The organism is Martelella sp. HB161492 (assembly GCF_013184775.1).
Classification (GTDB): domain Bacteria; phylum Pseudomonadota; class Alphaproteobacteria; order Rhizobiales; family Rhizobiaceae; genus Martelella.
The window spans coordinates 212,549-226,610 of the sequence record NZ_JAATVV010000005.1 but is presented as its reverse complement, the minus strand read 5'-3'; the positions used below and the strand labels follow the sequence as shown (position 1 = coordinate 226,610).

Here is a 14,062-nt window from a genome sequence, read left to right as displayed (position 1 = left end):
AAATTAATTGATATTATTTTTATTGCAGTATATAATATCGCTAATTCTTTCATTACCGATTTTTCATTGGCTTTTATGAAGGAATAATACTAGATCTATATTCGTTGTCACAGACAACCAATAAACAAACCACGACGCGGTTCTTGATACTTTGAAACCTAAACGTCGCTCCAAGAAAAGAAAAAGCCCGCCCCCAGACTATTTCGGGCACCGGAAAGGAACCAAAATGCATGTTTCACAGACCACAAAAGGTCACCATCACCACAATACCGAGACGACAGAAATCGAAACTCGGTTTGGTACCTTGACGATTTCCACCGAGAACAAGAACAAGCTCTTCGGAAAGGACACGCACGACACCACCGTGAGTTTCCAGCCGTCGGAGAAGACCAAAGAGCGTCACGAACATCGCAAGGAACTCAGAGGCAAGTTCCGCGACGGCATCGAACACCACCATGAGCGCATGAAGGACATCCGCGGCAAGCTCGTCGGCGGCCTCAAGAATGTGCATGAACGCGATCAGCAGATTTTCGGTCATCTGTTCCCGCACGGGATCTGAGAACCAACTGAAAATGCCCTCAACAGGATAAGCCGCAAGACAGAGCTTATCCAAAGCACCCAGAAAGGAACTTTATCATGATGCCACTTATCGCTAGCCTCACCGGCAATATTCTTCGCAACGCCCAGCAGGCCCGCCAGACGGAAATTTCTGACGCACAGGCCATGATGAACAGCAAGCGCGAATTCACCCAGCGGGTCTCCGACACCGAGCACGAATGCCAGCGCCAGATCGCCAACGAGCACCTCAAGGTCGCTAACGAAGCGCAGACGGACGCCGGCGGCAACCTGAAGGCCACCAACCAGGCTACCTCGCAGGTCGCTGCGGCTGGCTAACATGCCAGAACTGCGCCGGTGAGAGCCCTCCCGGCGCAGTTTCTTCCTCATTCAGAAAATGTCATATCACGAACGGTAAGGCGGGCCAGCAGCCACCATATCCTTCTGATATTGTTTCAAAATTTCGATGACCTTGGCGTTGCGGTCGCTCTGGGTGGCAATTTCGTCCCAGAATGCACCCGCCGCATCCTCAACCGTTTTCCATTCCTCAGCCGGGATCGTTGTCAGCTTCATCTTGTCGCCATGGGCGCGCAGCTTCGCCTCGCCGCCCCAGTACCAGTGCAGGCGATGCAGGTGGGATGAATCCGTACACATGCGGAACAGGACCTTCAGATAATCCGGCACTTCCGCCCAGCGATCCGCATTGACGAAGAAAGAACCACACCAGCCGCCAGAGATATTGTTGGTGAGGAAATAGTCCGTCACATCGGCCCAGCCAACCGTATAGTCCTCGGTAATACCCGACCAGGCCAGACCGTCCAGTTCGCCGGTCTGCATGGCAACCTGCACATCTTCCCAGGGCAGGGTCACCGGCACGACACCAAACTGCGACAGGAACTTGCCCGCCGTCGGAAAGGTGAAGACCTTCAGACCCTTGAGATCAGCCAGGCTGGTGATCGGCTTCACCGTGGCAAAGTTGCACGGATCCCAGGCACCGGCCGAAATCCACTGAACGCCAACCTCCGCATAGGCCTTGTCCCAGATATCGGCGAGGCCATATTCATAAAACAGCGTCGGCACGTCCATATTGTAGCGTGAGGCAAAGGGGAAGTAGCCGCCGAAGACCTTGATATCGAGTGGCGAGTTCATCGAATCATCATCCGACTGAACGGCATCAATCGTGCCATTCTGCATGGCACGGAACAGTTCACCTGTCGGCACCAGCTGATCGGAGGTGTAAAGTTCGATCTCCATGGCACCATTGGCGGCCTTGTTGAAGGCTTCGATACTCGGCTTGATCACGAATTCGGCGAGCGCCGGACCGGCATAGGTCTGAAGCCGCCAGGTGATCTTCTTGTCCTGGGCACGCACCGCCGGTGCGGCAAGCGCGGTCGCGCCTGCGGCCGTCGCCAGTCCTGCCGATTTCAGAAAAGAACGTCTGCTGTTCATTGCTGTTTCCCTCGTTTATTTTGCGTTTTGGCCGGACGGTCCCCCGCCTCTGGCCGCAGAAACGGAGTGAACCTGCCACTCCGCCTTACCCGCGCCGTCCTCAGCGCGCGTAAACCATGTTCGGCAGCCAGAGCGCGATCTCCGGGAATGCCGTGACAATGCCGAGCCCGATCAGCATGATGATGACGAAGGGCCAGACGGATCGATAAATGTCGGTCAGCGAGATTTCTCGCGGCGCCATCGCCCGCATCAGGAACAGGTTGTAGCCGAAGGGCGGCGTCATATAGGCAATCTGGCAGGTGATCGTGTAGAGCACGCCATACCAGACGAGATCGAAGCCCATATGGCCGACCAGCGGCACGTAAAGCGGCGCAACGATAACCAGCATCGCCGTATCATCCAGAAACGTGCCCATCACCAGATAGGAGATCTGCATCAGGATCAGGATCTGCCAGGGGCTCAGCTCCCAGCGTTCCAGCAGCAGATGTTCCAGCGCCTTGACGGCGCCGAGGCCATCGAAGACCGCACCGAAGCAGAGCGCCGCCAGGATGATCCACATGAACATGCAGGAAATGCCGAGCGTCTGTTCGACCGTGCGCTCCAGCAGTTTCCAGGTCAGCCGCTTCTTGATCAGCGCCGCGGCCATGGCCGACAATGCACCGATCGCCGAACTTTCGGTGAGCGAGGTGATGCCCATCATGAACAGCCCCATCATCAGAAAGAAGATGGCAAAGGGAATGATGCCGGCGCGCAGCAGTTTCAGCTTCTCCGCCATCGGCATGGCGCGTTCTTCCTTCGAAAGCGACGGCCCGAGGGCGGGATTGATGCGGCAGCGGATGACGATGTAGATGATGAACAATGCCGCCAGCAACAGGCCCGGCAGAACACCGGCAATCCAGAGCTTGCCGACCGGTTGACGGGCAATCATGCCGTAAAGCACCAGCACCACGCTTGGCGGTACCAGAATGCCGAGCGAGGAGCCCGCCTGAATAACCCCCGAGACCATGATCTTGTCATAGCCGCGGCGCAAGAGTTCCGGCAGGGCAATCGTGGCACCAATTGCCATGCCGGCGACCGAAAGCCCGTTCATAGCGGAAATCACCACCATCAGGCCGATCGTGCCGACGGCGAGCCCGCCTGGTAGCCCGCCCATCCAGACGTGGAACGCCTTGTAGAGATCCTCGGCGATGCCGGATTCCGAAAGCATGTAGCCCATGAAGATGAACATGGGCAGTGTCAGCATCGGATACCATTTCATCAGCTTCATGCCGGCCGAAAAGCCAAGCTCCGAACCACCCGTCCCCCACAGGAAGGCCGCGGCAACAACGCCGACGACGCCGATGGCCGCGAAGACGCGCTGGCCCGTCAGCATGGTCAGCATCATCGATGCAAACATCAAAAGCGCGATCATCTGATAGCTCATCGGATCGGCCTCCCGATGGCGGTCGCCAGATCCTTGAAAAAGATCGATGTTGTCTGAAGAAAGGTGAGGAAGATGCCGATCACCATGACGATCTTCACCGGCGCCATATAGGGCGCCCAGCTTGAATAGCTGGTTTCACCATATTTCAGCGCATAGCTGGTCGACGAAACACCACCGATCAGCAGGAAAATCAGATAGGTAAAAAGCATGAAGACGGTAACGGCGTCGACAATGGCACGGGTGCGCGGCGTCCAGCGGCCATAGAGCAGATCCATGCGCACATGACTGTCAAGCTGCAGCGCATAGGCGCCGCCGAGCAGGAAATAGCCCGTCATCATGAATTGCGCCATCTCCAGCGTCCATTGCGACGGCATGAAGAAGGTCTTGGAAATCGATGACCAGAGCAGCACCGCCATCATGGCGAAAATGCTCCACATGACGATGCGGCCGATCACCCGGTTGAAGCGGTCGACCAACCGGACATAGGTCTTGATGGCTTCAGGCATCGCAGGCTCCCGGCACGCCATTCCTGTTGCGCTGCGAGGTCACAGAGGATTGCCGGATCGATTGCTCAAAAGAACCCAGAATAGAAGCATGATGAAGGTGTGAAATGCATGGATCGTCCCACCGGCTGTTCAGTTGAAACAGCAAAACGGCCGGACGGCAGCCACTTCCGGGCCGCTGCACGGTATCAAATTGCATGAGATTGTCGTTCCCCGTCTTATTTATAGACAAAATCATCAATCAGAGATCGACGCTTGTCAATCATCCCAGCCTGCTTTGTATTCGCGTTGCAGCATTGAGCCTGTCTTTCGTCAGATTTTGCCGTGACGCGTGGCAAATAGCGGCTGTTTTACTCGGATGAAATTGCCGCTTCGGCCTTTTTCTTGCGCTCAATTCAAAAAAAGACCGCCGGCTCCGAAAGACCGACGGTCAGGTCTGGCGATCTGGTGCGCAAAGGCGGCAGGGTTCAGGACACGCCCAGCGCCTCGGCGGTCACGAAGAAGACGGCATCCTGCGATGCCTCGGTTTCGAGCCAGAGAAATTCAATATGGGGGAATTCTTCCTCGAGGATCTCGCGTCCGGCGCCAATCTCGCAGATCAGCCCGCCGCCCGGATTGAGAAAGGCCGGCGCCGTGACGAGAATACGGCGAACAAGGTCGAGCCCGTCCTCGCCGCCATCATGGGCCATCGCCGGTTCTGCCTGATATTCGGCGGGATAGGCTTCAACCGCATCATGTTCGACATAGGGCGGGTTGGTGATGATGAGATCATAGGTCCGCCCTTCGAGCGGCGCAAAAAGATCGCCCTGAAACAGGCTCACCTGGTTCTCGACATCGTGTTCGGCGACATTCAGTCTGGCAACGTCAAGCGCATCAGCGGAAAGGTCGACGGCGTCGACTTCGGCATTGACGAAGAATTTCGCGGCCAGAACCGCCAGACAGCCCGAGCCGGTGCAGATATCGACCGCCGTTTCCACACTCATCGGATCCGGCAGGAAGGACGATCCGCCCAGGTCGATATATTCGTGAAACAGGATCTCGCCGATATGCGAGCGCGGAACGATCACCCGTTCGTCGACCAGGAAGCGAACACCCTGAATATAGGCATGACCAGTGAGGTAGGAGGACGGCTTGCGCGTTGAAACGCGCGCTTCAATCCGATCCGCCAGCAGCCGGCGCTCCGAGCCAAGCAGACGTGCATCAAGGAAGGGATCCAGCACATCAATCGGTAGATCAAGACTGTCGAGCAGCAGAAAGGCCGCATCGTCCGATGCATTCGATGTGCCGTGGCCGTAGCTCAGATCCGCGGCGCTGAAGCGTGAAATCGCATAGCGCCAGAAATCGCGCAATGTCACGAGCTCGCCGATAATATCGTCTTTCATCGTCATGATCCCGTCCCGAATCCGATTTGACGGCCGATCCCGTCTGCTCCAGCTCTTTACAATCGCACTCGGCTCCGGTCAAAGGCTGATACAGGCAGTTCTATTGTGGCATGGTCGCCCTATGAAAGACACACGCAGACGCCCGGCCTCAGGAAAAAGGTCGCAACGCCGATCCGCAGCCGAAGGCAAGCGGGCAACCTTGCCGCGCGCGCTTTCCAAGCGCGGCTACTGTTCGCGCAGCCAGGCCGAACGGCTTGTCGCCGAGGGGCGCGTGAGCGTCGACGGCAAGATCGTCACCAGCCTCGAGACCTGGGTGGATGTCGAGACGGCCCGGATCTGCGTAGACGGTATGTCTGTCGAAGCGGAGCAGCCGATCTACCTGATGCTGAACAAGCCGCGTGGCCTTGTCACAACCCGGCACGATCCCGAGGGTCGCGAGACGGTCTATGCCTGCCTGAAGGATCATGCGGACGCACACATCTCTCCGGTCGGCCGGCTCGACAAGGCGAGCGAAGGGCTGTTGCTCTTTACCAATGATACAGCTTTTGCCCAGGCGCTTCTCGATCCCGAGACCCATGTTGCAAAGATCTATCACGTCCAGATTGACCGCGTCGCGGATGCGGCGCTGGTGGCGGCCCTTGAGAACGGCGTCGCCCATGACGGCGAATATCTGAAGGCGGCAAAGGCAGAGATCCTGCGCCAGGGCGACAGACATAGCTGGCTCTCGATCACGCTTGAGGAAGGGCGCAACCGGCAGATCCGACGCATGCTCGAAGCGCTCGATATCGCCTGCCTGCGCCTCGTCAGGGTCGCCATCGGCGCGATAACACTCGGGTCGTTGGAAAAGGGATCGGCAAGGGCGCTTTCCGAAACCGAGATCGCCGCGCTGAGGCAGGCCATCGCCGCAAAGCGGCGCTGAGATGGCGCCACGGATGCCGCACCTGCGTTCAACGGCGATGCACAACGAAAATTGTTCCGACTTTTGCCCTTTTCGAGCCATGGCTGCATCATTTCAATCTCGATTAAGGCACTGCCACCTATACGGGTTTTATCTTGGAGACCATATATATCAGTGGATGCGGACCACTGTGCCATGAGATTTAGCCCGGCTTCAACCGGAAATGTGACGATTTTACCACATTTCCGGGTAATGATATAAAAAACACGTATTTATAGAATTTGCAGTTGCACAAACGAAAAGCTGTCGTAATTCTGGCATCAGAAAGACAAAGCGAAAACGGCGCCGCGACCGAGGGACGACTGGCCTGTCTAGACATCTTTCTTCCTGTCAAAGCGATAAAAACTGGGGACTTTCATGAGAACTAAGAGCCTTCTTCTCGGCTCCGTGGCGTTTTTTGCTGCCCATTCGGCAGCCAGCGCCGCCGATCCGGTGGTTGTCGTCGAACCGACCGCAAGCTATGTCGAAGTCTGCGATGCATTCGGTTCCGGTTATTTCTACATTCCAGGCGGCGAGACCTGCCTCAGCCTGTCAGGCTATGTCCGTTTCCAGGTTGAAGCGGTCTATGGTGAGGCGGAAAGCTGGAATGTCTACACCAAGGCCCATCTGGCAATCTCATCCAAGACAGACACTGAGCTTGGTATCCTGACCGGCGATATCGAACTCAACGCCTATGCCTATTCCGGCGGCAACGACAATCTGCTCGAGCCGGGCGGCAGTGTCGTTGAACTCGATACGACCTACCTTGCTCTTGGCGGCTTCCAGGCTGGTTACTTCACCTCCTACTGGGACGAAGATCTCATCGGCGAAATCGATCATCTCTCTGGCAATACCAAGTTCAACTCGATCCGCTATGTCTTCCTGAATGATGGCATTGTCGCCGGCCTCTCCGTTGATGCACTGACGCCTGACATGGTGGGTTCGGATGAATCGAAATTGGCGAAGCTCGGCGTTTCCGGCCGCATCGGCTTCTCGGTCGGCGGCGTGGGCATGAAACTCGACGCTGGCTACGATACCTATAATGAAGAGGGCGCACTGCGCCTGATGTCGGCCTTCAATCTCGGCCCCGGCGAACTGAATATCGGTGCGAACTATGCAACGGGCTGGAACGCCTATGCCAACACCTATACGCCAACGGGTGGAAGCTGGTCGCTCGATGATGTCTATACCAAATGGGCCCTGGCAGCAGGCTACACCTTCAACGTGACCGACAAATTCGCCGTCACACCGTCCTTCCAGTGGACCGAAGCCGACCTGCCGACGGGCTACAAGGACGAAGATTACTGGCAGACTGGCCTGCTGTTCGAATACACCATCGTCGATGGTCTCGTTGCCAAGCTGAACATGGAATATGCCGATCTGCCTGACAGCTATTTCGGTGACGACCTGTTTGGCGGCTGGTTCCGTCTCGAACGGTCGTTCTGAGCACGTCGTTTCCCGGCAAAACGGCTTCAAGCCCCGGCCCTCGGCCGGGGCTTTTGCGTGCCAGAAAGGCCACTCTCCGGCTGCCACTAATGCCGCCGCCAACGCGCTTCTCCGGCGGAAAAGAGGCAGCTATGAAGGCGCAGCGATGCGTCCCGTCTGCCGGATCAGCGCCCGCTCAATCGCGATGAAACCGTCATGGATCAGCAGCGCCAACAGGCCGACCACCAGCCCGCCCTGCAGCACAAAAGCGGTGTTTGACGATAGCAGCCCGGCAATGATCACCTCACCCAGCGTCTTGGCTGCGACCGTCGAACCAATCGTCGCGGTGCCAAGCGAAATAACCGCCGAGAGCCTTATACCCGCAAGGATCACCGGCAGGGCCAGCGGAAACTCGACCTGCACCAGGCGCTGAAAGTCAGTCATGCCAACACCGCGCGCGGCCTCGCAAACGTCGCCGGGAAGTCCGGTAAGCCCGGTCAGTGCATTCTCAAAGATCGGTAGCAATCCGTAGAGAAACAGTGCGATCAGTGTCGGCACGGGACCGAAGCCGAAAACTGGAACCGCCAGCGCCAGCACGGCGACGGGCGGAAAGGTCTGCCCGATATTGGCAATCGAGCGCGACAGCGGCAGAAACTCCGCGCCGAATGGCCGCGTGACGATAATGGCAAGTCCGACAGCAAAAACCGTCGCGGCAAGGGTTGCCACGGCAACGATTGCAAGATGGGAAAGCGTCAGCGACAGAAGGCTGGTTTGGGTGTAGATCGCCGGGGCACCATTCCTTGTCAAGGGCTGAAACAGCGGCGCAAAGCTCTGCGGCGTAACGATGAAGACGACCAGCAGTACGGCCAGGCCGATACGGATGACAGTGCCGGTGCTCATGAGGGCCCCGCTGCATGCGCAAAAATGGCTGCCCGACTGATCCGTCCGATCGCTCTCCCCTCCTGGCGAATCGGCAGCGCATCACGTCCGGACCAGAGCATTTCCGCCAGCGCGTCCTTGAGCGAGGTGGATGCATCGACCGCCTCGCCCGTGGCCGCGCCCTCCTCCACACACTGACCAACGGTCGCAAGCGACATCAGCCGGAAAACACGCTCGCCGCTGCCAAGCAGCTGGGCGACAAGATCAGCCGCCGGCCGGACTATGATCTCGGCGGGCGGCGCATATTGCAAGACCCTGCCCTCGCTCATCACGGCGATCCGCGACCCAAGCATGATCGCCTCATCCATGTCATGGGTCACCAGCACGATCGTGGTGCAGAGTTCGCGCTGGATCGCCAGCAGATCCTCCTGCGCCGAACGGCGGATGATCGGATCAAGCGCACCGAAGGGTTCGTCCATCAACAGGACGCTCGGGCCCGCAGCCAGCGCCCGGGCAACGCCGATGCGCTGCTGCTGGCCTCCGGAGAGTTCATGCGGCATGCGATGGCGATACTGGCCGGGATCGAGATGGAAAAGCGCCAACAGCGCGTCAACGCGACTGTCGATACGCTTTTTCTCCCAGCCGAGCAGGCGCGGCACGGTGGCGATATTCTCGGCGACGGTGCGATGCGGAAACAGGCCATGGCCCTGAATGGCGTAGCCGATGCCGCGTCGCAATTCATAGGCTGGCAGGTCACGATTGTCCCGGCCATCGATGCGGATCGTGCCGGCCGTCGGCTCGACCAGCCGGTTGATCATCCGCATCAAGGTCGTCTTGCCCGAGCCGGACGTGCCGACAATCGCTGTGATTTCTCCGGTCTCGACCGTCAGCGACACATTATCGACGGCAGCGGTGCCATCATAGATCTTGGTAATGGCGTCTATCTCGATCATGCCATCCTCCGTTTGCGTGACCGGTCCTGGCTCTGGCTGAGTTCAACAGCGGCATCGAGCAGGATCGCCGCGGCAAAGGCCATGCCAACCACCGGCATGGCACCGAGCAGCACGAGATCAGTCGCCGTCTGGCTAATGCCCTGAAACACGAAGGTGCCGTAGCCGCCGCCGCCAATCAGACCGGCGATGACAGCAAGGCCGATATTCTGCACCAGAACGATACGGATACCGGTCAGGATCACCGGGAAAGCCAGCGGCAGTTCGATGGAAAACAGCAATTGGCGTGAAGTCATGCCCATGCCGCGCGCCGCATCGCGAACAGCCAGCGGCACACCATCGAGACCAGCCACCGTGTTGGAAACAACCGGCAGCAGCGAATAGGCAAACAGCGCCACAAAGGCCGGTGCGAAGCCGATACCGGCAATGCCGAGCGCCGAAGCGCCCGGGACATGGGTGCCAATCCAGGCGAGCGGTGCGATCAGCAGGCCGAACAGCGCCATGGACGGAATGGTTTGCACGATATTGAGTGTGTTGAGGATGGCAGCACGGATGCCGGACACGCGAAAGCAGACAATGCCAAGCGGAATGCCGACAATGCCTGCTGCAGCAAGGGAACCGAAGGCGAGCGCCACATGGGTGCGCCCCTCGCTCCAGAATGCAGCGGCACGGTTGTGATATTCCTTCAGCAACGACAGATCGCTCCAGCCACCGCAGAGCAACAGAAGCCCGATGGCAGCAATGGCGAGGAGCAGAAAGCCGACCCGTTGCAGCGGCGAAAGCCTCAGCCTGACCGTCGCGTCGGCAAGCGCAATCGAAAACGCAAACAACATCAGATAGAAGCTGCCGCCCGGCGAGATCCGGGCATAATTGTTGTCGGCCGGTGTAAGGTAGGTCCCGGCCCGACCGACGGCGACGGCCAGCAGAGCCAGTGCTGCAATGCTGACGGCCAGACGCAGCCGGACCGGGACAGCAAGAAAAAGTATAAACGCTGCCAGCAGCAGCGCCGCGATCACACCCCACGCCTGGCCTTGCGGCAATGCCGACCAGATCATTTCGCCATTGGCAGGGACAATACGGTTCGCGCGGACAAGCGCAAAAGGCTGCAGGGCGAGCGACAGAACCACGATTGCAGCGACAACGACCCCGAGCTTATCCGGCCGAAACCGGCTTCCTGTAGCAAGCGCAGACGCGCCATGTGCAGGCATTCAGCCCCCCTTCCCGACATCTCTCGGACTGGCGCTTCGTTCCGGGCCGGCGTTCAGCCAGCCCGGAACGAAGCGCACCATCTCCTACTTGAGGAAGCCCCCGGCGGACAGGAAATCAGCCGCCACGGTATCGGCGGGTTCGCCCCCGACCTGAACGCGGCCGTTCAGATCCTGAAGCGTCTCCAGGTCCAGCGCCACAAAGATCGGCTTCAGAATATCAGCAATGGCCGGATAGTCGTTCAGCACGGTCTCGCGGATGATCGGCGTCGGCAGGTAGACCGGCTGAACGCCCTTGTCGTCTGCCATCACCTTAAGGCCGGACGGCGCGATGCCGCCATCAGTCCCATAAACCATGGCGGCATTGGCACCGGAGGTCTCGTTGGCAGCAGCGGCAATGGTTGCCGCCGTATCGCCGCCAGAGAGCGTGATCAGCTGGTTCGAGCCGAGATGAAAATCATAGGCCTTTTCAAATGCCGGAAGTGCCGATGCCGACGTCACGAATTCGGACGAAGCGGCCAGCTTGACCGTGCCACCGCCGGAGACATATTTGCCGAACTCGGTCAGATTGGTGAGATTGTTTGCCGTAGCAACCTCTTCGCGCAGAGCAATCGCCCAGGTGTTATTGGCATTGGCTGGTGTCAGCCACACAATCTTGTTGGCGTCATAGTCGAGTTTCTTGGCTTCCGCATAGCCTTGCTCGGCATTGTTCCAGACAGGAAGGTCCGTCTTGTTGAAGAAGAAGGCCGCATTGCCGGTATATTCGGGATAGATGTCAATCTGTCCCTGAATGATCGCCTCGCGAACGATCGGCGTCCCACCAAGCTGAATCTTGCTCGTGACCGGAATGTCATTGGCCTTCAGAGCCTGAAGAATGATGTTTCCGAGAACGCCGCCCTCCGTGTCGATCTTGGAGGATACAACAACCGGATCGGCAGCAGCGGCAGAGAAGGCAGTGAAGGCGGCAAGAGCGAGCATGCCGGAAAAATGCAAAAGACGTTTCATTCTGGTTCCCTCTTGGTGAAGTTCAGGACCGGCTCAAGAACATCGTGCGGATGGCAGCGGCGCAAGAGCAAAGTCTTCATGGAGAATGGAGAGCGGTGCCAGACGCATCAGCTCCGATTTGGTCGTATCCGATCCGAATGCCCCCGCGATCTCCTCCGCCATTGGCCCGTCCTTAGGATCGATACGGAATGTCTCCGGGCTATTTCCTAGATATAGGCCATGATTTGGCTCGGACAATCACCTGTCAGCCCAAACTTCGCCGCCCCCGTCAGCGGGCAAGCGGCTTCCTCCTCTTTGCAAATTTGCACTTGCAAAACCCTGAGGTCAAATCGGCGCAGCCAATGCGGGTGCTACTCTTCCGGTGGGTCTGCCGGCACATCCGGGTCCATCGGCCCGCTCTCGGACTTCAGCAGTCCGGCATCTTCAAGCGCTTCGATATCCGGCAGTTCGCGCAGGCTTTCCATGCTGAATGCGGACAGGAACTGTTTCGTCGTGACATAGGTATAGGGTGCACCCGGCGTCGGACTGCGCGGCCCCGAGGCAATCATTCCGGCCCCGCGCAGCGACCCGATCGTGTCACGGCTGACCTCCCGGCCGAAGATCGCCGATAGCTGACCGCGGGTGATCGGCTGCAGATAGCTTATCGCCGCAAGCACCGTCGTCTCGTAATCCGACAGGGCGGAAGCTGCCGAGCGGGTCGGCGCCGTCGCTGCCCGGATCGCATCAGCATAGCGCGGACGGGTTCGATGCTGCCAGCCGCCAGCGACAAACACCAGCTCATAGGGACGATCAGCAAGTTCGGCATTGAGATCGTCCATCAGAAGCTCGATGCTGCACGCCTTGCCGACCAGCGGAACAAGAACCGCTGGCGGAACCGGTTCCGAAGCTGCAAAGATCACCGCCTCGACCCGCAGCATCCATTCGCGCCACCTGAGCGCCTGCGGCAGATGCTGCAATTCGCGGTCAAGGGGTCGTTCCTGACGGTTCTCACTCTGTCGCCGCCGGCCCGGCCTTGCTGGTCCTGTCGCTGCCATCATCAAAGCCCGTAAATGCGGAACGAGGAGCGGCCGGACAATTCGCGCACAGCACCGAGCGCCTCGAGCCGCTGAAACATCCGCGCCGACGCCCAGCGCGACAGACCGGACGAGGGCACGGTCGCTGGCACCGCATCCTGTCCCAGCAACATGGTGACGATCCGGTCTGCCCCTTTCGTGCGGACCCGGCGCCGCGCGGCACCCAGGCGAACCGCCCCGCGCTCGATCTCTCCGGCAAGCCGGAGCGCAGTCACCGCACCTTCCGCCAGGGCCGTGACGAATGCCGGCGCAAAACCCGGTTCACCGGGCATCAGACGCCCCCTGCCCTGCCCTGTTCGAAAGACGGTGCTGTAACGCGTCGTCATCATCAGCGGCACGGGATGGACCCAGTTCAGCCGATTGGCGATAACGAGATCGGCCAGTCCCCAGGCCAGAACCTCGGCTTCAGGATGGCTTTCATGCCAGCGCCGGACGAGTTCCGCCGCTGCAACCGGCGGCGCACTTGCAGACTGGAGCGTGTCATCGAGAAGATCCGTTGCCGCCTCTATCATCTGCGGTGAGGGCAGGCCGAGCGACACCGCAAGATGGCGGATCCGCCCTGCCCCGATGCCACTGTCCCGCGCCGAAAGACCGGCAAACCCGGAGAACATCGCACCGGCCGGCCCCGGCGCATCGCCGTCAGATGTCAGCAAAACCGCGTCGCGCAGCATGGCCTCGTCTTCTCGCCGCCCGGCCAGCCGGACCGCCACCGTCGCACAGCGCAGCGCTTGCCTGTTGCGCCAGCAGCCGGCCCAGTCGGCATCGCGAAGAACAAGATCATCTAGGCATTTCAACGCTATACCCGCTGCGAAGGCAGAATCGGCAAGGCTTGCGCGCGACCGTTGCGACAGTGCCCAGCCGGGAAGCTGAAGAACGGGTGGCGGACTGGTTTCAGTCTCCCGCTTAACGGGCCGCGACATGGCAGATCCTTCGATTCGTGCATTTTTATACGATTTTCAAACTATAACCGCACACCTCGTCGATTACAAATGCATGGCCGCTTCAGCGCTGAAAGCATTTTGGACGGAGGAAGGCAGGACGCCGCCCGGCGCGTCCATGTGAACCCCAATTGACTATAGCACCACTATAGAATGAATATAATTCATCAATTCTACTTTATATTGTACTCACACACCAGATGCAGTTCCGTCTACGCGCGCTCATGGATCCGGCAAAGCAAGGACAAGGCTCAGCTATATGATGAAGCCTGCGCCGCCGTCAATGAAGCAGAATGCAAGCACGCCGGCCCGATAGACCTCTCGCCCGGTGCGGCAAG

General features: G+C 59.1%; 14 protein-coding genes. 3 read left to right on the top strand and 11 right to left on the bottom strand.

Going from position 1 to position 14,062, the window contains the following annotated elements:
• Positions 1-235: 235 nt before the first annotated feature.
• Entirely contained in the window at positions 236-538 is a 303-nt protein-coding gene (locus tag HCK86_RS10375; protein WP_176084383.1) for a hypothetical protein, read from the bottom strand.
• A gap of 98 nt (positions 539-636) precedes the next feature.
• Between HCK86_RS10375 and HCK86_RS10370 the strand changes: the two genes are divergently transcribed.
• Entirely contained in the window at positions 637-894 is a 258-nt protein-coding gene (locus tag HCK86_RS10370; RefSeq protein ID WP_176084382.1) for a hypothetical protein, read from the top strand.
• Between the two features lie 66 nt (positions 895-960).
• Here HCK86_RS10370 and HCK86_RS10365 read toward each other — a convergent pair whose 3' ends face one another.
• From HCK86_RS10365 to prmB, 4 genes are all read right to left on the bottom strand, one after another.
• The gene (locus tag HCK86_RS10365) at positions 961-2,004 is read right to left on the bottom strand and encodes a TRAP transporter substrate-binding protein (protein WP_176084381.1); all 1,044 of its coding nucleotides are present in this window, start codon (positions 2,002-2,004) and stop codon (positions 961-963) included.
• Positions 2,005-2,104: 100 nt separating this feature from the next.
• Positions 2,105-3,427 (bottom strand): TRAP transporter large permease subunit, encoded by a 1,323-nt coding sequence (locus tag HCK86_RS10360; RefSeq protein WP_176084380.1) that lies wholly within the window; start codon positions 3,425-3,427, stop codon positions 2,105-2,107.
• Positions 3,424-3,933 carry a TRAP transporter small permease subunit gene (locus tag HCK86_RS10355; protein WP_176084379.1) on the bottom strand — a complete coding sequence of 170 codons (510 nt, stop codon included), beginning with the start codon at positions 3,931-3,933 and terminating at the stop codon, positions 3,424-3,426. Before HCK86_RS10355 ends, HCK86_RS10360 begins: the two co-directional genes overlap by 4 nt.
• A 464-nt stretch (positions 3,934-4,397) precedes the next feature.
• Complete coding sequence (prmB, locus tag HCK86_RS10350; RefSeq protein ID WP_210259873.1) at positions 4,398-5,318, bottom strand: 50S ribosomal protein L3 N(5)-glutamine methyltransferase; 921 nt, start codon at positions 5,316-5,318, stop codon at positions 4,398-4,400.
• A gap of 115 nt (positions 5,319-5,433) precedes the next feature.
• On the opposite strand from prmB, the gene HCK86_RS10345 reads away from it, so the two are divergent.
• A complete protein-coding gene (locus HCK86_RS10345; protein ID WP_176084378.1) occupies positions 5,434-6,231 on the top strand; it encodes a pseudouridine synthase in 798 nt (265 codons plus the stop codon).
• A gap of 396 nt (positions 6,232-6,627) precedes the next feature.
• Positions 6,628-7,695, top strand: a complete 1,068-nt coding sequence (locus HCK86_RS10340; protein WP_176084377.1) for a porin — start codon at positions 6,628-6,630, stop codon at positions 7,693-7,695.
• A gap of 129 nt (positions 7,696-7,824) precedes the next feature.
• Here the strand turns inward: HCK86_RS10340 and HCK86_RS10335 are convergent, their stop codons facing one another.
• From HCK86_RS10335 to HCK86_RS10310, 6 genes are all read right to left on the bottom strand, one after another.
• A complete protein-coding gene (locus HCK86_RS10335; protein WP_176084376.1) occupies positions 7,825-8,574 on the bottom strand; it encodes an ABC transporter permease in 750 nt (249 codons plus the stop codon).
• On the bottom strand, positions 8,571-9,506 hold the full coding sequence (locus tag HCK86_RS10330) for an ABC transporter ATP-binding protein (RefSeq protein ID WP_176084375.1): 936 nt from the start codon (positions 9,504-9,506) through the stop codon (positions 8,571-8,573). Before HCK86_RS10330 ends, HCK86_RS10335 begins: the two co-directional genes overlap by 4 nt.
• Positions 9,503-10,711, bottom strand: coding sequence for an ABC transporter permease (locus HCK86_RS10325; protein ID WP_176084374.1), 1,209 nt, complete (start codon positions 10,709-10,711; stop codon positions 9,503-9,505). The genes HCK86_RS10330 and HCK86_RS10325 overlap by 4 nt, the downstream gene beginning before the upstream one ends.
• 84 nt (positions 10,712-10,795) lie before the next feature.
• Positions 10,796-11,713, bottom strand: a complete 918-nt coding sequence (locus HCK86_RS10320; protein ID WP_176084373.1) for an ABC transporter substrate-binding protein — start codon at positions 11,711-11,713, stop codon at positions 10,796-10,798.
• Between the two features lie 350 nt (positions 11,714-12,063).
• On the bottom strand, positions 12,064-12,747 hold the full coding sequence (locus HCK86_RS10315; RefSeq protein WP_176084542.1) for an SMC-Scp complex subunit ScpB: 684 nt from the start codon (positions 12,745-12,747) through the stop codon (positions 12,064-12,066).
• 2 nt (positions 12,748-12,749) lie between these two features.
• Entirely contained in the window at positions 12,750-13,706 is a 957-nt protein-coding gene (locus HCK86_RS10310; protein ID WP_176084372.1) for a DUF1403 family protein, read from the bottom strand.
• Between the last annotated feature and the right edge of the window lie 356 nt (positions 13,707-14,062).